The 17,931-nt window shown below is 46.7% G+C and carries 15 protein-coding genes and 1 tRNA gene; 5 read left to right on the top strand and 11 right to left on the bottom strand.

Going from position 1 to position 17,931, the window contains the following annotated elements; translation table 11 throughout:
• Positions 1-323: 323 nt before the first annotated feature.
• Entirely contained in the window at positions 324-3,773 is a 3,450-nt protein-coding gene (mfd, locus tag IYN85_RS05370; RefSeq protein ID WP_196157796.1) for a transcription-repair coupling factor, read from the top strand.
• Between the two features lie 17 nt (positions 3,774-3,790).
• The gene (locus tag IYN85_RS05365) at positions 3,791-4,624 is read left to right on the top strand and encodes a CsiV family protein (RefSeq protein WP_196157795.1); all 834 of its coding nucleotides are present in this window, start codon (positions 3,791-3,793) and stop codon (positions 4,622-4,624) included.
• Positions 4,625-4,704: 80 nt separating this feature from the next.
• Here the strand turns inward: IYN85_RS05365 and IYN85_RS05360 are convergent, their stop codons facing one another.
• Both IYN85_RS05360 and IYN85_RS05355 read right to left on the bottom strand, forming a co-directional pair.
• Positions 4,705-5,460, bottom strand: a complete 756-nt coding sequence (locus tag IYN85_RS05360; protein ID WP_196157794.1) for an S-methyl-5'-thioinosine phosphorylase — start codon at positions 5,458-5,460, stop codon at positions 4,705-4,707.
• 60 nt (positions 5,461-5,520) lie between these two features.
• Positions 5,521-5,596, bottom strand: a tRNA-Arg gene (locus IYN85_RS05355).
• 250 nt (positions 5,597-5,846) lie between these two features.
• On the opposite strand from IYN85_RS05355, the gene IYN85_RS05350 reads away from it, so the two are divergent.
• Positions 5,847-6,392 carry a YecA family protein gene (locus tag IYN85_RS05350; protein ID WP_196157793.1) on the top strand — a complete coding sequence of 182 codons (546 nt, stop codon included), beginning with the start codon at positions 5,847-5,849 and terminating at the stop codon, positions 6,390-6,392.
• Positions 6,393-6,420: 28 nt separating this feature from the next.
• Here the strand turns inward: IYN85_RS05350 and IYN85_RS05345 are convergent, their stop codons facing one another.
• Positions 6,421-6,723 (bottom strand): BolA family transcriptional regulator, encoded by a 303-nt coding sequence (locus IYN85_RS05345; protein WP_196157792.1) that lies wholly within the window; start codon positions 6,721-6,723, stop codon positions 6,421-6,423.
• Positions 6,724-6,793: 70 nt separating this feature from the next.
• Here IYN85_RS05345 and IYN85_RS05340 point away from each other — a divergent pair, with 70 nt between their 5' ends.
• On the top strand, positions 6,794-7,345 hold the full coding sequence (locus tag IYN85_RS05340; protein WP_196157791.1) for a hypothetical protein: 552 nt from the start codon (positions 6,794-6,796) through the stop codon (positions 7,343-7,345).
• Between the two features lie 152 nt (positions 7,346-7,497).
• Here the strand turns inward: IYN85_RS05340 and IYN85_RS05335 are convergent, their stop codons facing one another.
• The 7 genes from IYN85_RS05335 to IYN85_RS05305 all read right to left on the bottom strand — a co-directional run bounded on the left by IYN85_RS05335 (position 7,498) and on the right by IYN85_RS05305 (position 16,517).
• Entirely contained in the window at positions 7,498-8,004 is a 507-nt protein-coding gene (locus IYN85_RS05335) for a hypothetical protein (protein WP_196157790.1), read from the bottom strand.
• Between the two features lie 138 nt (positions 8,005-8,142).
• Positions 8,143-9,840: a protein-disulfide reductase DsbD gene (locus tag IYN85_RS05330; RefSeq protein WP_196157789.1), complete on the bottom strand. Its 1,698-nt coding sequence runs from the start codon at positions 9,838-9,840 to the stop codon at positions 8,143-8,145.
• Positions 9,841-9,844: 4 nt separating this feature from the next.
• Positions 9,845-10,735 (bottom strand): FAD:protein FMN transferase, encoded by an 891-nt coding sequence (locus IYN85_RS05325; protein ID WP_196157788.1) that lies wholly within the window; start codon positions 10,733-10,735, stop codon positions 9,845-9,847.
• Positions 10,735-12,051 (bottom strand): DUF3570 domain-containing protein, encoded by a 1,317-nt coding sequence (locus IYN85_RS05320; RefSeq protein ID WP_196157787.1) that lies wholly within the window; start codon positions 12,049-12,051, stop codon positions 10,735-10,737. Before IYN85_RS05320 ends, IYN85_RS05325 begins: the two co-directional genes overlap by 1 nt.
• Positions 12,052-12,065: 14 nt before the next feature.
• Entirely contained in the window at positions 12,066-12,278 is a 213-nt protein-coding gene (locus tag IYN85_RS05315) for a DUF4266 domain-containing protein (RefSeq protein WP_196157786.1), read from the bottom strand.
• A 66-nt stretch (positions 12,279-12,344) separates the two neighbouring features.
• A complete protein-coding gene (locus tag IYN85_RS05310) occupies positions 12,345-14,027 on the bottom strand; it encodes a DUF1501 domain-containing protein (RefSeq protein ID WP_196157785.1) in 1,683 nt (560 codons plus the stop codon).
• An 18-nt stretch (positions 14,028-14,045) separates the two neighbouring features.
• Positions 14,046-16,517 (bottom strand): c-type cytochrome, encoded by a 2,472-nt coding sequence (locus IYN85_RS05305; protein WP_196157784.1) that lies wholly within the window; start codon positions 16,515-16,517, stop codon positions 14,046-14,048.
• Positions 16,518-16,754: 237 nt separating this feature from the next.
• Between IYN85_RS05305 and IYN85_RS05300 the strand changes: the two genes are divergently transcribed.
• A complete protein-coding gene (locus tag IYN85_RS05300) occupies positions 16,755-17,111 on the top strand; it encodes a hypothetical protein (protein ID WP_196157783.1) in 357 nt (118 codons plus the stop codon).
• Here the strand turns inward: IYN85_RS05300 and IYN85_RS05295 are convergent.
• Positions 17,096-17,905, bottom strand: coding sequence for a YihY/virulence factor BrkB family protein (locus IYN85_RS05295; RefSeq protein WP_196157782.1), 810 nt, complete (start codon positions 17,903-17,905; stop codon positions 17,096-17,098). The genes IYN85_RS05300 and IYN85_RS05295 overlap by 16 nt on opposite strands.
• Between the last annotated feature and the right edge of the window lie 26 nt (positions 17,906-17,931).

Raw genomic sequence — 17,931 nt, 5'->3', positions numbered from 1 at the left:
GTTACAGGCAATGTTCTTATCGTTGTCAAATTTATTTCAGGCGACTCTGCTGTTGAATGAGAAACATTCAACAGAAGCACACCCCCCAAAAAATCGTGCAATAGTATAAAGATCAACAGTTTAGATAGCTACCGACGAATGGCGACTTGCGTTCTTCAAATCCGACATTTCCGGTAAAAAATTAAGAAAACTCAGTGTAGTCTTTGCTGATCAGATAACAAATTTACCCCTTTTCCGCATCCAGAAGATTCTCAGCGATGATTTCTACAGCACCTTCCTCTATTATGCGCACCCAATTAGTGGCATCTGAATTGACCTGAAGCATGAGTTATCTAACGTTCGACATTCCCGTCACCGCCGGCGACGTAAAAACCATCAGCAATCTATCCGGCAGCGGCAAAGCCTTAGCTCTGTCCCAGATTATGAATAGCGCCGACAAAACGGTGCTCTGCATAGTAGATTCGCCGCTGGAACTAGAACAACTTGCTGCCGATCTGGAAGCCTACCGACACCTTGAAAATTGGGAAGTTTTAACTTTTCCAGATTGGGAAACGCTCCCCTGGGATAACTTCTCACCTCACGAAGACATCATATCCGAACGATTAGCGGTGCTTAAACGCCTGCAAAACAGCCCAAAAGCCATCGTTCTGGCCACCGCGGCCAACATCAGCCACCGACTGGCTCCATCGTCTGCCATTCAAGGTGGCTCTTTTGATTGGCGTGTCGGTCAGAAGCTGAATTTAAATACCCAACGCATCCAACTGGAAAAAGCGGGTTATCGTGCCACCGATACTGTATTTGAACACGGTGAATTTACCGTCCGCGGAGCGTTGCTGGATGTCTTCCCCATGGGCTCTGAACTTCCCGTCAGGGTTGAATTGTTTGACGATGAAATCGACTCTATCCGTTGGTTTGACCCCGATTCACAGCGTACCGCAGAAAAAGTTGATCATATTGAATTGCTTCCTGGTCGAGAAGTTCCACTAAACGATGAGGGTGTTAATCGTTTTCGCCAGAATTTCCGTGAACGCTTTGACTGTGACTTCACAAAAAATGCAGTGTACAGAGACGTCAGCGAGGGCATTCCCAGCCCGGGGATTGAATACTTCCTGCCTTTGTTTTACGACGAAACGTCAACCATCTTTGATTACCTTCCAAATGCCACATTGGTTGTGACATTCGAGGGCTTCAATACCACACTCGACCGATATTGGCAGGAAGTGGAAAGTCGCTATGAAAATAGACGTCACGACATTTCAAACCCGATCCTGTCACCCCAGGAGCTATTTCTGCCCAAGGAACATCTCTTTCATCTGGCCAATCAGTTTCCCAGGGTCATCCTGTCAAACCTTTCACTTGAGGCCAAAGCAGGTATTTACCCTCAGGCTATCGAGAAGCCTTCGGCCTATCCGATAGACCACCGGGCCCAGGAACCGCTGAATCGACTTGAATGCTACCTGAAAGAAACCGGCCACCGCGTTCTGTTCTGCGCGGAATCAGCGGGTCGACGCGAAGCACTAAAAGATCTGCTGTCCAGAATTCGAGTGACACCGCGTGATGTCTCGAATATTCATGATTTTCTGAGCGACGACACAGTGACGGTAGGTCTCACCGTGGCTCCATTATCAAATGGTTTAACACTGGTCGAACATCAAGTCACCCTGATTTGCGAATCTCAATTATTTGGCGAGTACGTCGCCCAACGACGTCGACGTCAAAAAGCACAGAATGACAATAATGACCAGATCATCAAGAGCCTGACTGAACTACATCCGGGAACGCCGGTCGTGCACCTTGACCATGGCATCGGAAGATACAACGGCCTTGAGACCCTGGAAGTAGATGGACAGATTCAAGAGTTCCTAATGCTGCAATATGCCGAAGGTAGCAAGCTCTACGTGCCGGTCTCCAACCTGCACCTGATCAGCCGGTACTCCGGTGCAGACGTTGACTATGCACCCATGCACAAATTAGGCAACGATCGCTGGGTGAAAACCAAACGTAAGGCCGCCGAAAAAATCCGCGATACTGCTGCTGAGCTGTTGGAAATATACGCTCGCCGGGAAGCGCAAAAAGGATACGGGTTTAAATTCGACGAAACGGAGTATCAGCAGTTCGCAGCGGGATTCGGATTCGAAGAGACGGACGATCAGGCATCGGTTATTGAAAGTGTCATCAAAGACATGCGACAAAAACGCCCCATGGATCGCTTGGTTTGTGGCGACGTGGGCTTCGGCAAAACTGAAGTAGCCCTGAGAGCAGCATTCATCGCGGCAATGAATGGCAGACAGGTTGCTGTATTGGTCCCCACCACCCTACTCGCACAACAACATTACGAAAACTTTCAGGATCGTTTTGCAGACTGGCCAATTAATGTTGAAGTACTAAGCCGGTTCAACAGCTCCAAAAAGACTCAATCAGTAATTGAAAAACTGGCTGACGGCAAAATTGATATCGTCATCGGTACTCACAAGCTGATCCAGAAGTCAGTGAAATTCAAGAATCTCGGCTTACTGATTATTGACGAGGAACACCGATTCGGAGTCAGCCAAAAGGAAACGATTAAGTCGCTACGTGCCAATGTCGATATTCTGGCCCTTACCGCGACACCTATTCCGCGCACAATGAATATGTCGATGTCCGGGGTTCGTGATCTCAGCATCATCGCCACTCCGCCGGCTCGGCGCTTATCGGTTAAAACCTTTGTCCGGGAAAAAGAAGACGCCTTGGTAAAAGAAGCTGTATTGCGCGAAATACTTCGTGGTGGCCAGGTTTACTTTCTGCATAATGAAGTCAGCACCATCGAGAAAACGCAACAATACCTGAGCGAATTAATACCTGAGGCTCGAGTGGTTGTTGCGCATGGCCAAATGCCAGAGCGACAACTTGAACGCATCATGAGTGACTTCTATCACAAACGCTTCAATGTTCTGCTTTGCACCACCATCATTGAAACCGGTATTGATGTTCCCAGTGCAAACACCATTATCATAGAGCGCGCCGACAAGTTCGGACTAGCCCAGTTGCATCAATTACGGGGTCGTGTCGGGCGCTCACACCACCAAGCATACGCATACCTGCTGACCCCAGGCTGGAATGTGCTGACAAAGGATGCTCAGAAAAGGCTTGAAGCCATTGCAGAATCTCAACACCTCGGTGCCGGCTTTACCCTGGCAACGCACGATCTCGAGATTCGCGGGGCTGGTGAGCTTCTCGGCGAGGAACAAAGCGGCCACATTGAAGGCATCGGCTTTGCACTTTATCTCGATCTGCTAAATAAAGCCGTGGCATCGCTTAAAAAAGGCGAGCAAATATCACTGGAAGACTTAGACAAACAAGGACCCGATGTCAACTTGCGTATACCCGCTATCATTCCAGATGACTACATCAATGATATCAACACGCGCCTGTCACTTTACAAGCGTATTGCCAGCGTGCAAGACAGCGAAGCTATGCGAGAACTTCAAGTAGAAATGATTGACCGCTTTGGCCTATTACCGGAGCCCGTTAAAAACCTGTGCCGTCAAACATTACTGAGAATATCGCTCGAAGCTATTGGTATCGACCGGGTCGACATGAACAACAAACTTGGCACTATCGACTTCGGCAGAAAAACGATCGTTGATCCGGTTCGAATCGTCCATTTGGTGCAGGCCGAACCTCATCGTTTTGCCTTGATCAAAGGAACTCAGTTGAAATTTACAATTGAAACCGAGACAGCTGATCAGCGTTTTGCCACTATAGAACAGATATTAAAAAGAATTTCCGAATGATATTAATGAGACTCGAAATGAAGCTGTTACCGACCATAATTCTTCTCTCCAGTTTACTCTCCGTCGCCGCCTTCGCGGAAGACAGTGCTGAGCCTGAACGCTGGTACCAGGTTGAAGTTATGATATTTAAAAACCCGATCACGGAAACGGACAACCCCGAGTCATGGCCTTCTTTCCCAGATATAAAACATCCGTCAAATTTCATTCGACTCGAAGGTATATCGGAAATTTTAACAGACAACTCAGAGACATCCGAGCAATCTGAGCATGAAACCAATACACCTGCCACCGCCGTTGAACTGCCGGCACCCGAGTCGACACAAGGACTGAAAGCATTTAAAGCCCTGTCTGAATTTGAACGCCTTATGATTGAACAGCGCGAAACATTGGAATCAAATTCTCGCTATAAAATCCTGTTTCATGAGGCCTGGAACCAACCGGTACCAGGGCGGGACAATATTATTCCTATTCGGATTGACGGTGGCGAGCGATTTGGTCGCCAGTCTGAGTTACAAGGGTATATCAGTTTATATGTTGAGCGTTATCTTCATTTATCAACAGATCTTCATCTGATCACCTATGAACAATCATCAGACCCATTCAGTGTCATCGGTGACGTTAATGATAGCTTGAACAGCGAACAGACACTCGACAACTTTGGCGGAATATCACTACTTAATGCAGACTCATTGTCCAATAACCAGATATCAAGAAAATCCAATCAATTTTTCATTTCCGTACAGAGCGCCCAACTGAAAGAAAGTCGGCGAATGCGGTCACGGGAAATCCACTACCTGGACAACCCAGATTTTGGGATGCTTGTCTTGATCACTCCAATAGAAATCAAATAATGACTGACATCAAAAATGCAGCCTAGGCTGCATTGTTCATTAGACATCCAGTTCATGTGACTCTTAACTGCAGAGTACGGTCATTGCTTCAGATAAAACTCTTTCACCAGTTCATCAATGATATTGCGCACACGTGCAATGCCGACATTCAAATGATCATCTATCTCTTTAATTGTAATTGCACCTGTGCCCTTGCCCGCCGCTGCATTCACAACCAAAGACAAGCTGGCGTAGTTCAATTTTAGCTCGCGGGCCAAACTGGCTTCTGGCATTCCGGTCATCCCAACGATGTCACAACCGTCTTTTTCCATCCGGAAAATCTCAGCGGCTGTTTCCAATCGAGGCCCTTGAGTCACCCCGTAAACACCGCCATTTATAACCTTCTCATTTGCATTCTGAGCTGACTTTTCGATCAACTCACGTAACTTTTCACTGTAAGGATAAGAAAAATCAATATGCGAAACAGGAGCGAACTCGCCATCAAAAATCGTAATTTCCCGACCAAAGGTATAATCGATGATCTGTTTAGGCACAACCAAGGTACCAGGCTTCATATTCTTTGAAATACCACCGACTGCATTCACGGCCAATACATCGGTGGCGTAGAGCTTCTGCAACGCCCACAGATTTGCACGATAATTAACCAAGTGAGGAGGGATTCTATGAGGATGTCCGTGCCGCGCAATAAACAAAACCCGCAAGCCGTACAGTTCACCTTCCAGCACCGGGGCCGATGGGGAACCAAAGGGCGTTTGAATATCATGAGCCTTGGAAATAGTTAATCCAGGTAGTTCAGCTAACCCGGTACCTCCAATTATGGCCAAAGAACCAGACATAGTAACCTCTCTTTATCCGTGAGCACCAACACAGCTTTTTTCGATGCGTCAATATGCAGTTGGCGTCCCCTGCGAGATTCGAACTCACGTCTAAGACTTAGGAGGTCCTTGTTCTATCCAACTGAACTAAGGGGACATTGTAAAACGGTTGGATTGTAACGAGCGTCGTAAGACATTGAAAGCCCAATATCACCCTTGGAATTATCAATGTCGAGACAAGTTTCGTCGCCATACCCTGCCTGATGACGGTTTAATACCTCGAGCATGCCAAAATTTTGCTGTGTCGCTTGCCGGAATCTGGCCATGTGCAAAAATTAATCAGCAATGCGCTATAACCTATTCTTGATGAAACAGCTATACTGCCTCTTTTAACTTCAGACTTGCATATGACCACGCTAGATATAGACCAACTCGCCGACTGGCTCGAAGAAGAAGAGCGCCACGAAGACTGCTTCGATATTCATGGATTACACGGCTTTTTAACCGCGCTGTTTATGTGCGGAGAATCGCTGGATGATGATTGGCTTGCATCTGCTATTGGACAACCGTTGACTGAGTTACCAGAACAGGAAGCAATATCATTCGCTAACAGCTGCGTTCAATTGTACAAAGACATCAGCGACGAGTTATATTCGGATTCCGATCTTACCGTCACCTTCGAACCCACCGTCGATTATCAAAATTCAGATATGGAAGCGTGGTGCCAAGGATTTATGGAAGTGGTGTTTGAACTACCAGATGCTTGGCAACATAAAGATGAAGAACAACTCGCTTTGCTACTTTTGCCGATTGAAACAGCGTCTGGCTTTTTTGCTGATGAACCGGATTTCAAGACGCTCTATAAGCAACCTAAGTTATTGAAACAAATGTTTGATGACATTCCGGAGTTACTAACCGACATGTATTTGCTGTTTCACGCACCCAGCAAATAACTTGACGCCTCACACTTTACTGGGCGGGTTATTTACCGTTACCGCCCTTACACGCCGGAGACTCAGGCATCTGTCCATCCCACTCTTCAGGTGTGTAAATATGCAAAGCCAATGCATGCACACCTGAGGACAGTTCTTCCTGTAATAAGCCATATACTTTTTGGTGCCGTTTAACCGGACGCATCCCCGAGAAGAGCTCGCTGACTAACACTACTTTGAAATGTGTCTCGCTGTTTGGCGGCACAGAATGCATATGACTCTCGTTGTCCACCGATAAATGGACAGGGTTTAACACTGATAGTTTTTGCTCAATTGTATTTTGTACTGCCATTTTTTATGTCACTTCAAGTACACTTGGCCGCTAAGTTTAACGCAATTGACCATGAAAAAAAGAGGATTACATGTCTAACCGCGCTCAAGAACTGATCAAGACATATTACGAAGAAGAAGCCCTGCGTCGAGAGACTGAAATTACGTTTTCCGATTACAGTGTCCGTTTAAACACGTCCGATATTGCGATGTTGGAGGTGATAGCCAAGCGGTTTGGTAAATCAGCGGATCGAATTGCTTCTGAAGCGGTATCTGCCGCCATTTACTCAATGGTCGAAGCCTTGGAACCCTCTGAGCGCAAAAACATGTCCAAAGAAGCGGACGAACTGAACGAAACACTTGCAAAAAAAGCCGCCAGGGCTAACGGTAACCCTGACTTCGATGAAAAATCCGTGACCTGGGTAATGAACGATCGAGCCATTACACGTGAAGAAAATAAACGTAAGAAAGAAAAAGAAGAAAATACACCAACCGACAGCAGTGCCCATGACTTCTCTGCGCCGTCACAAATTGCAGATAACCTATCTGATGAAGAATCAAAGAACGTTGCTGACGAACAGGTAGCCGCGGAGATTGCGAGTGAGAGTGTTACTGCAACAGAACGGTCAGTATTTGCCAGCTAAAACATTGGCACCCTGATTGCCTCAGGTATTATTCTACGCCCTGTCCGTAGAGGAGCATGTCGAACACAAGACCGGCATGCTCCGCAGTCTGAAGACCCGCTTCCAATATGCCTGCTATCTCATCCATAAAACCGAATGACCAAAGGACAGACTCATTTTAATGTCTCATTAATGGCCGTTTTCTGATAAGTCTTTTGTAATAGTTTGGCATCTTGCTCAGCGCGGTGATGCACCCACCCATGCTTTTCTCGCAACTCCGCCTTGACGCGATCCCAGTGCTCAAGCTGATACTCACTGAGAATCCTGGGCAACGTTTCCAACTTAAATAACATTGATTTTCGAGCGACATAGAACAGCAGGCTCAGCCAACCGGAATCAAATCCCCAACCATCACTGTACAGTGTCTGCCCCTCAAAAAGCTCATTCAGCGTTTCGGCAATCACCGCCGGCTTTACACCGTCCTTCAGCAGATCATCACGGGTAATCCGGTGCAAACGGGCAGCTTCGGGTTGCCAATGTGTCCAGTCTGATTCGGGATAGACTAACCAAGAATAAGATTTCCCATTCTCTGCGGCGACACCAATTTCAATTGGGTAACTGCCTTTGCCAAATCCAGAAGCTTCAATATCCAATATCGCTGGATTACGATTACGATCCAAAACTAACACCTTAAAACCAGTTTTTTACGAATTAAGTCAAACAACACGACATCCCCAAAACACGACTGCCCAATCAGAGGATTGGGCAGTCAAACGTATTATTTAAACTATAAACAATAGAACTACATAGTAGCTGGCTCAGCCAGGATTAGTGAACAAATTTTCAATTAAATTAAAGGTAAGGATTTGAGGTAATATTTCCGGCACAGGGTTGCCAGCAGGGTAAAAAGCATACAATGGCACACCATCCCTGTTAAACCCGGCGATTAAGGCATCAACCTCTGGCGACGGATTGGTCCAGTCAGCTTTCACTAAGACTATGTCATTGGCTGCAACCAGATCTTCGAACTTACTGCCAGACAATGCTACCCGCTCATTTGCCTTACAAGTGATACACCAGGCTGCTGTCACATCCACAAACACGGATTTGCCCTGAGCCAGAGATTGCGACACTAATTCAGGACTGTATTCCTGCCAAAGCTCCTTAGTCGCGCGTTGATCCAACACCATAAACAGAGCCAGCGCAATTAAGCCATAACGAGCCAGCCCCTTAAACCATTTTCCGTACATTCCCTGGTTGTGCCGAATGTTCAAGGCTGGCCAAATTGCCATGGTAAACAAAATTAAACCGATTCCCACCTTTAACAATGCATTAGTACCCTTAATCTCAATCAGTACCCACATCAACCACAACGCAGTCGCGAATAGCGGAAACGCCATTAGTTGACGAAATACATTCATCCAGGCACCCGGTTTTGGCATCCAACGAGCCAAACCGGGAATATAACTAATCGCCAGAATGGGTAACGCCAAACCCAAGCCCATAGAGGCAAAAATAAGAAGGCTGACGAACGCCGGCTGCAACAAAGCAAAACCAATAGCGGACCCCATAAATGGGGCCGTACAGGGTGTCGCCACGACAGTGGCTAAAACACCCGTGAAAAATGAACCCGTTAAGCCGGTTTTTTGGGTCAACCCCTGCCCCAAGCCCATCAGGTTTTGTCCAAATTCGACATAGCCAGTCATTGTTAACGACATGGCAAAAAAGAGTAACACCAGCCCTGCAACAAAATAGGGAGACTGCAATTGAAAGCCCCAACCGACCCACTCGCCAAAATAACGAATTAGCAATAAAACGCCAGCTACGGCGATAAAACTTAAAATAACACCGAAGGTATAAGCTAAACCATGCTGTCTCGCGTGCCGTTCATCCTGGCCAAATTGTGCCATGTGCATAGCTTTCAATGACAAAACCGGGAACACACAAGGCATCAGGTTTAATATCAAACCACCAATCAAGGCAAAGGCGATCGCTGTAACAATGGTCAAGCTACCACTGGTTTGAGCAGAAGCAGGCTCATCGAACCCGACAAACTCGGCCCCTTCAATTTCAGTATCCAGCGTCAGGGGTAAGCTGACCGCCTCGGTTACAATGGCATTACCTTGCAAGTCGAACAGTCTTTTTTGAGGTGGGTAGCACAGTCCTGCATCGGCACAGCCTTGATAAACTACTTGTACATGACCCGTTTCCGACAGGATTTGCTGGCTCACACTCATAGTGTGATAAAAAACGGCCATATCTTCTTCGAAATTAGGGTCGTATTTTATTTTTACATTATCGCTGAAGACCGGTTCCGACAACTTAGCACCTTCTAAGGTATTCAGCCGGTACTGATCACGATACAGATAATAGTCATCCGCGATGTCAAAACTAAATTCCAACGAATCGCCGATACGCGTGACGTGCAATTGAAATGCATCATCAACCGGTAAAAAATCTTCTGCCCATACGTGACTCATGAGTAGAGTCAACATCAACAGACCAAACTTCTTCATTGTATTAAACCTCAATAGAACTGTAGGCTTGCAAAGCCTGATCAAATGCCACATAAGGCAGCTGCATTTCTTCTAACCATGCGTGACCGAGCTCACCTTTCAACATCGCTACTGTCGAAACCGTCCCAGCCAATAAACAATTTTCAGCAATAACGCTTACGGCACAAAAACCGTTCGGCGCAGGGTATCCGGTATCTGGCCTTAACAAATGGCAATAGCGAACGCCATCAATTTCTATAAACCGCTCATAGTCGCCACTGCCCGCTATTGCGCCGGCGGCTAAATCAACTTCGGCAATAGCTCCGGCTTTTCTGGGGTGCTGTATCGCAACTTTCCAAGCTGGTTTGTCTTCAGGAGCCTGACTGACCGCAATGTCACCGGATAAATTAACCAGACCGATAAGCCCCTTTTCTTTCAGTAAGGTACATAGTCGATCAACCGCAAACTCTTTAACAATGCCGCCTAGATCGATCTGCACATTGTGTGTCAAATTGACCGTCCTGCCATCCCAATTTACTTTTTTCCAACCAATATGCTGTAAAGCTCGCTCTAAATCTCTGGGATCAGGCAGGTTAGGAATTTTAAAGTCCCATACCCTATGCAGGCTACCGATAGTCGGGTCAAACATATGACCGCTGAGGTCAAAACACTGGTCAACATAATTAAACAGCCCTACTGTCTCAGCATCTAGGGAAACTTCGTTTAACTCACCTCGATTAATCTGCGACAGTAAGCTTGAAGGTTGGAAACGGCTGAATTTAGCTTCTAACCTCCGAACCTCGTCGGTCAATTCCTTCTCTATTTTAGTCAGTTCGTCCTCTTCTCTTAGCCACAGGTGCACATTACATGGCCCACCCATGGCTTTAAAACCGAAACTTCTCAGTCGTGCAGACATCAGAATCTGAAATCCAACCCCGTCGTGAAACGCCAATAGGCCGGCAAACCAGGTGTATCATCATCGAAATTGAAGCCGTACGCCGGATTAGCCGCGTAGCGTTCAACCGAACCGTTTAGCGAGAACTGCCGGAAATCTATTTTCAGGCGTGTTTTCAACGAAATAGCACCATAATGTGATAAACGCGGATCACTCGAGTAATACCGCGTTGTATCTGCCGAATAAGCAGACCCTGTGGTCGTATTTAAATCTGGAATTTCGTAAAAGTAAGCCTGACTCTGTTGGTAGTAACGAACGCCTGGAACCAGTTGGAAGTTGACGTCGTTATTAACAAAAAAGTTCCAGTTCGGTGCCCAATTTTGATAGTAATCCAAATCCAATGTATGAGACATGACATCCCAGTTGTCCACAAACAATCGATAGTCGCCATGTACAGCTGCATTCAGGGTTGGCAAGTAGCGACGAACACCCAGCGATAGCGTACCTGCGGCACGTGTAGACGGTCGAATATCACAGGGAACGTTATCAGCCAAAGGCGCATCCGAACCCACGCAGTCTCGATAGGGGTCAGATAGGTACCCGGTCTTGTAGGTAAAGGAAACACTCCCCTGCACCACTGTATTCATATCGATAATCTGTCCTACGCCTTCAAATACCGACAGTTGCCATTTCGTTTTGCCTTTGGCGGCATGCCGGGCTGGCGCATCTGCCGCGAGCTGTTCCAGCTCCTCAGATGAAAGATCATTGACCATTAGCACATCACCACTGTCGCTCACGACGCCACTGTTAGGGTTCAACCAATCGTGTCCAGCGCTCACACCGCCGCTGAGAGTTGTCATCTGATCGTTAATTTGAATGGAACCATCCAAAGAGCCATTTAAAGCAAAATAGTCTCGCTCCATAGATGCATAGACACCGGCACCAGCATCCGATGTAGAGCCGTAATACCGGCCATTTGCGCTGACGTCATACCGGCGTTCTCTTGATGCGCCATTAAAATGGGTATATACATCTTCTTGCCCATCGGCGATGTATGAATAAACGGGTGACGCACCCGACATAGACTCATAGCTGGCCTCGACATTAACAGCGAATTTGTCTGTCACGGGCGTCAAAATGTGAAATTGATGTACCTGTATTTTATAACGGTCCTGCGCCCCACCAGAGTCGTCCCGCGCTTCAGGGCTGTCATCTTCCGTGTAGTACGTGTAACGGTACGATGCTTCTGAACCGGCTGGTCCAGCAGCTTGAGCTGTTGCAATCATTCCGGGAATGGCCAAGGCACTCTTAGCCAGCAAGGTTAATTTTTTAGACATGAAGATCCCTTAACTCAGTTACAACCACAACCACCGCCAGCGGCAGCGCCACCACCAGATGACGCTTCTTTCGCAAAGTAAATGTGCCCATCCAAGGTGGACTCCAATGCGTCGGGGGACCAACTCATTTCAGACTTGGCTAAATTACCACGTTGCCAAGGGCTAACCGTAACGCAGCCGCTGACGCCAACTACACAAAGAACGACGAACAACCATTTCAATCTCATCACTGACTTCTTTCTCTCATAAAGTAAAGGCAGGTCACCCTGCCTATATCTATTCATATATGAACACTAGCCCAGAATATTCATATCCTCAGCCTCGATCGGGAATTGAAGTGTGATTGGGTTATTATCTATTCCCGCAAACTTCCGCAATTCACGATGTATGTGGGAGGCCGTCATCCTGACACCTCCGGCAGTTACAGGTTGCATACTGGAATTGACATTCAACGCTTCAATCAAACCATTCGTCGCATTTACCGAAGTACCACCGGCCACACCGTTGCCCATTAGCATATAACTGGTCACCGCCCAATGGTCTTTGCCATCACCATCGTTATACCAAGGCGTCCGACCAAAATCAGAACCTACAATTATGGTTGTTTGATCCTTTACACCATGCGCTTCCAGTGCTCTGAATAAAAAGTGCAAATCGATCAAGACTGCTCGAATACTATTAAAGTGTGTTTGGTCGTGGTTGCCATGTGTATCAAAACTGCCAAAACCAATTTGCATTGAAGAGGCCATGCCCGTTTCAAATCCGGCTGCGCCAATACGTATATGACGCCTACGCCCGCTGCCAATATTTCCATCTTCAGCGATCACCTTGAGATCCAGCTTCGGTCCAGGAGGTGGATTATTAATATCGTTTGCAACAGCAGTAAACTCACTTCCTTGATCTCGCACTAAATACAGTTGATCCTGGAATTGCTGACGCAACGGTAATCGTTCTTTTTGCTTTTGTAGCGCCGCCCGTCGATTATTTGCTTCATCCAAGAATACCTGAATGTTAGCCGTCATCGGATTGCCACCGGGTGCGCCACTGGTGTTTCGCTTAGGATCAGCCAATATGTCAAAAACACTCGCGTCTGAAGCAGTAGAGCGAGCAACCAAACTGGCCGTTGAGTCATTCCCAGATCCATCCGTCATCCAAGCCAGCGGTCGGTCTGCCCCTTGAAGAGCGGCATACAGCGCACTAAAATCCGGATACCCCATCGCCATCGATCCGGTATCAGCATACTGAGTTCCCGTTGAGTGCGAATTGGTTCGGTTATCAACGCCATTTAAAACTCGAAGTTGATCCGCATGCAAACAAACGAACGCATCATAAACAAACAAATCTGCTGTCATTTGAGTTCCGTTTAAAGCCAGATCTCGATCAACCAACTCAGTCTCAATGCCGTTTAATTGAACATTTTGAACTGTGCCTTCAATAATCGCCCGCGCATTGGCTTCAATTTGTGCAGCTGTCTTGGTGGTTTTCCAAACAAACCCAGCGCTACTGGCCGCCGTCAATAAAGAACCTGCAATATCACCGCTCAAAATTCTTTGAATATGCAGCGTAGTAAGGCCGTCATTAGCGTTGCCATCATCATTTACACCATCAGCACCGGTTCGGTTAAACGTCCCCAAATAAGGTGCATATTTCATGTCGGCAGAAACAGTAGCTGAACCTGCATAAACATCTATTGCGCGTCGAATCGCCGAAGCGGGGTATTTATTCACGATACTGCCGGCATTACGAACTTGACCGTTATCCATTCCTAGCTCTTGCCCGACAGTAGAACGCAGCTTATTGCCTTGAGGGTTACAAAAGGTTGTTGGCTCCCAACCTCCACCCAGATGAGCAAACACAAAGTATTTCCCCACTGGCACTAAGTCTGTTGCTGCGGAAGCTTTTGAAGTTAACGCAATCGGCGCGACAGCTACCATTCCAGAAGCGCCGACATTTTTAAGAAATTCTCTTCGATTCATTGTCATGACTCCAGCAACTCAGCTATACACAAAGCGATAATCGCTTAAGAGGAAATACAAAACAGCATACCAGGCTTCGCGAACATCGCGTGCCTTGCCACTACCACCTGTATTGCAGCCTGTATCCACACCGGCTTGCAGCACATCCATAAATAGATCAAAGGCAATATTAACTTCTTCACTGTCCGTAGCGACCTCCTTATGCAAGGTTGCCAGGTACAAATGCGCTATGGTCGAGCGAATTGCTTTAACTTGTGCAGCACGTGACAGTGCGTTTTTCGTTGAAAGATCAACCGAATCATCAACATTCCGGAACACTAACCGATCCGCTTTTGCTGTGTTATTAAATTCAGCACGCACAATATCGCAGGATTCTTCGACAGCCATGCGGTCTAGGGCCGAAGCGATAATACCGCCAACAGAATCAACATCGGTTAGCTTATCAATAGAATCTTTTCCTCCTAGCAATAATCGGGAACTGATATTTGAAAGCGTTTGAGCATTTGTTACGCCCCCCGAAGAAACACCCCACCCCCCAGAATTCAAAGCACGTAATTTCTGATTTAACAACTGCGGCTGGATGTAACGAATAGACCCAATGTGCGAGTAATCATCCATCAAAATATCAGAGGTTATGTTCGTCGCTCGATAATAAGCACTCTTCGAAATGGCATAGATTAGCGCCTTGATATTGAAGTTTGAACCGGCAAATTCCGATGCTGCACTTGAAATCAATCGAGCCTGCTCAGAATAAGCCTGTCGGTACTCATCGGGAGATTCCAAACTGGGTTCGCCTAATACATCCTGCCCCGTCATGCCCTTCACCATTATTTGAGCAATTCCACGTGAATAGGCAGGGTCAGCAGCCAACTGTTCGCCTAACCATTGTAATTCCCGATTATTATAATTTCCGGTAATGCTACCTGTCGTTGCAATTTGAGCTTTGCTTAACCCCCAACCTATCGCCCCATCGTGAGACTGCATTAAATCTGGATTGCGCGGATCATAAATACCGTTTAAATCATAATCTTCGAATGCTTTGGCAACTGGATCCATAACATCATGACAGACAGCACAGTCTGGGTTGGTATTGGTTGGATCAACGACGCCGACATTATTACCAAAATCTTCAAATTCTAATTGCGCAGCATCGCGATTACCTTCAATGGCTAACAGATCTTTCGCGGCAAAAAACCAATAGATCATACGCGCACGATTTCGGTGCATGTTGGTTTCGGTTGCCGTGTATTTGTTCAGGAAAATTTCGTCAGTAATTACACCAGAATGAGGAACCCCCTGGTATTGAGGCACACCATTCTCATCGTTGTAATAGAGCTGTACGGCTTTGATGTCCCGAGGGTCATAAGGAAAATCGCGCAAGATATAGCCCTGAGACAAATCTCCAACACCAACAGGGCTTGCATATAGGTTAATCACGTCCAAATAGTCGAGCATTTCAGCACCCGATGACCACTTCCGCCATTGAGGATTGGACACAATAGCTGAGGCACCATTGCCCAAAGGCTTATCTGGATCTACGACTTTCATGTTTGGACCGTTATCGCCACGCGTAAATGCCTGGAAAGAAAAGGCATTGGCTACCGTATATTTGCCAGAAACATATTCACGGAAATCTCGATTATTCCTAGCCAAATACTCAACCAACAATAGTGGTTTACGAGAAATGGCTTCTAGGGTAAAGAATTCTAAATATTGATTAGACACGCTCGCTGTATCCCCAGCGGCAGCCATTGCTTCGGCCTGTAAATCGCCATACCAACCGTCGATATCCGGAAAAACGTTATAGAGATTATTGCCGTTTCGACTGCCTGTTGGATTAATTTTGGCTCTGAACCCATCATTAGAATTATTGTATAAACTGTTTAATGGGTTGCGACTATCAGCGTTTTCTGGACGAAAACGATCCGTCAACAATGAATCATTAAACATATCTTTCAGACGTTCGTAGAAATAGTCAGTCTCCATGAAGCCATAAACGACTTCTTTTTCACCTTCGAGGTCACGTGTAAATAACGCGACTTCATCATCGGTAGGCAAGCGGCCAGCCAGTTCAAAAGCCAGTTTATAAACGGCCTCATGGGCAGTCATGGTACTGACACCTGGCAAGGAACGCTGTACCTGACCAGAAGCGGACTCATTGAACGCAGCGATAATGTATTCCGATACATTAGCAGCATCATCACCATGTAATGGATTTTTGGCGGATGGCATATCACGCTCAATTTTAGCGATCAAGGATTCCTCAGCGCCGCAGGTCGCACAACCGATGAGACCACCGCCAGAACCACCTTCCCCGTTTGGTCCATGACAGGAACTACATTGCTCATTGTAGATCTCACGTCCCTTTTCATTAATGACAGCTGCTCGCTCGCCATCACCACCGTACTGCTGACTACAGGATGACAGCAGAATGGCACTGGCAACCAGCAGTCCTTTCAATATCCAAAATGTGCTTCTAATCGCGTTCATTTACTCTCTCCGAGACCCCTGAATTGTTTGAATGAGGTTCTTTCATTGGAGCAAAGGTATCATCATTGGGCGCCGATTCATGGCACGACTTCACACTTTTTGTACTTTATTTTTACAATGCGAAAGGCTTCACATTGCGGCAGAATAGGCGTTATCGACATGTGACCAAATTTGTCAGCAGCTGACTTTTTGCACACCTAAAAACTGACAATTCACGCAGGGAACAAGGCAGGAACGATGGAACTGAATGAAAAAGACACTAATGTATTACGCAGAATACTAATATCACGGGCAGCGAATCGCCAGACGATTGACTACAAAACCTTGGCTGATGAACTTGGATTCACTCCGCCTAACACCATTCAAAAAACCACAATTTTACTTGAGGCGTGCCAGGAAGATGACGCTCTGCTCAATCAACCTCAACTTGCTGCAGTTGTTGTTCAGAAGCGCGGTGAGCCTTACCCTCGCCCCGGTTTTTTTCAACAACTTAAGCGACTCGGGGTATATGCTGGAAGTGACAGTGGCTCCCAAGCACAAATGTGGCATCAGAATGAATTGGAAAAGGTTTTTCAGTTCTATTCCGATGCATAACGGGACAACCAGCTCAACGCCAGAGCCCCATATAAAAACAGACTCCAAGCCATCTGACACCAGAGTAAAAACAACGGAATGGCTGAAAACACGCCGAATACGACCGACCAATTCGGCAACGTCAAATACAACCAAGCGAAAATGCTTTTTAACAGCAAAAAGGATAGCGCCACTAAAAATGACACAAACAGCGTTTGTCGCCATGGCACTGTGCCACGACTGGACAATTGATAGACCGCTGCCAAAAGCAACCAAAGTGCCGGTATCGACGTCAAGTTAATACCGGGAAACAAGGTGGACAATCCCGTCCCCATCAAGATTTGCAGCATCACAACCAGTGTCATGCTGACCACCAGTACCGCCATTAACACCGGCATAACCCACAGATAATGCAACCAACGACGCTTTCCACGACGGTGATCAATCTGGAATACCCAATGCAATGCATGATCTACCCTGTTCACCAGAAACAACAGAGAACCAAACAACATTAACACAGAGAACCATTGCAGACTGCCAACATCCTGGACCCACTCTCCTGCACGGGATCGCCAGGCGATTGCCTGTTCAGGGACCAGATATGACAATAGAATTTCAAACTGCTCCAACAACTGCACTTGAATCGTAGGCAGCTGCCCAATCAGCCAGAGAATACCGCTCACCATAGGAACCATGGCAAACAAAGTCGCCAAGGTCAGCATGGCGGCTTGCGGACCAATACTCGCCGTCGTCGCCATTTCGGAACGAAGAAAATTGATAACCTTTTGCACTATCCCATACAATAACGCTTTCATCCGTGAATCATCATCCGAGGTATCTT

The organism is Reinekea sp. G2M2-21 (genome assembly GCF_015687175.1).
GTDB lineage: Bacteria > Pseudomonadota > Gammaproteobacteria > Pseudomonadales > Natronospirillaceae > Reinekea.
The sequence above is the reverse complement of the archived record's forward strand: the minus strand, read 5'-3'. Positions and strand labels throughout refer to the sequence as shown.

Excerpts from the sequence above, each read along its gene's own strand:
- IYN85_RS05365 (WP_196157795.1), top strand. The coding sequence starts at position 3,791 with ATGAAGCTGTTACCGACCATAATTCTTCTCTCCAGTTTACTCTCCGTC.
- IYN85_RS05330 (WP_196157789.1), bottom strand. The coding sequence starts at position 9,840 with ATGAAGAAGTTTGGTCTGTTGATGTTGACTCTACTCATGAGTCACGTA.
- IYN85_RS05300 (WP_196157783.1), top strand. The coding sequence starts at position 16,755 with ATGGAACTGAATGAAAAAGACACTAATGTATTACGCAGAATACTAATA.
- IYN85_RS05360 (WP_196157794.1), bottom strand. The coding sequence starts at position 5,460 with ATGTCTGGTTCTTTGGCCATAATTGGAGGTACCGGGTTAGCTGAACTA.
- IYN85_RS05310 (WP_196157785.1), bottom strand. The coding sequence starts at position 14,027 with ATGAATCGAAGAGAATTTCTTAAAAATGTCGGCGCTTCTGGAATGGTA.
- IYN85_RS05295 (WP_196157782.1), bottom strand. The coding sequence starts at position 17,905 with ATGAAAGCGTTATTGTATGGGATAGTGCAAAAGGTTATCAATTTTCTT.
- IYN85_RS05340 (WP_196157791.1), top strand. The coding sequence starts at position 6,794 with ATGTCTAACCGCGCTCAAGAACTGATCAAGACATATTACGAAGAAGAA.
- IYN85_RS05305 (WP_196157784.1), bottom strand. The coding sequence starts at position 16,517 with ATGAACGCGATTAGAAGCACATTTTGGATATTGAAAGGACTGCTGGTT.
- IYN85_RS05325 (WP_196157788.1), bottom strand. The coding sequence starts at position 10,735 with ATGTCTGCACGACTGAGAAGTTTCGGTTTTAAAGCCATGGGTGGGCCA.
- IYN85_RS05315 (WP_196157786.1), bottom strand. The coding sequence starts at position 12,278 with ATGAGATTGAAATGGTTGTTCGTCGTTCTTTGTGTAGTTGGCGTCAGC.
- IYN85_RS05320 (WP_196157787.1), bottom strand. The coding sequence starts at position 12,051 with ATGTCTAAAAAATTAACCTTGCTGGCTAAGAGTGCCTTGGCCATTCCC.
- IYN85_RS05350 (WP_196157793.1), top strand. The coding sequence starts at position 5,847 with ATGACCACGCTAGATATAGACCAACTCGCCGACTGGCTCGAAGAAGAA.
- mfd (WP_196157796.1), top strand. The coding sequence starts at position 324 with ATGAGTTATCTAACGTTCGACATTCCCGTCACCGCCGGCGACGTAAAA.
- IYN85_RS05345 (WP_196157792.1), bottom strand. The coding sequence starts at position 6,723 with ATGGCAGTACAAAATACAATTGAGCAAAAACTATCAGTGTTAAACCCT.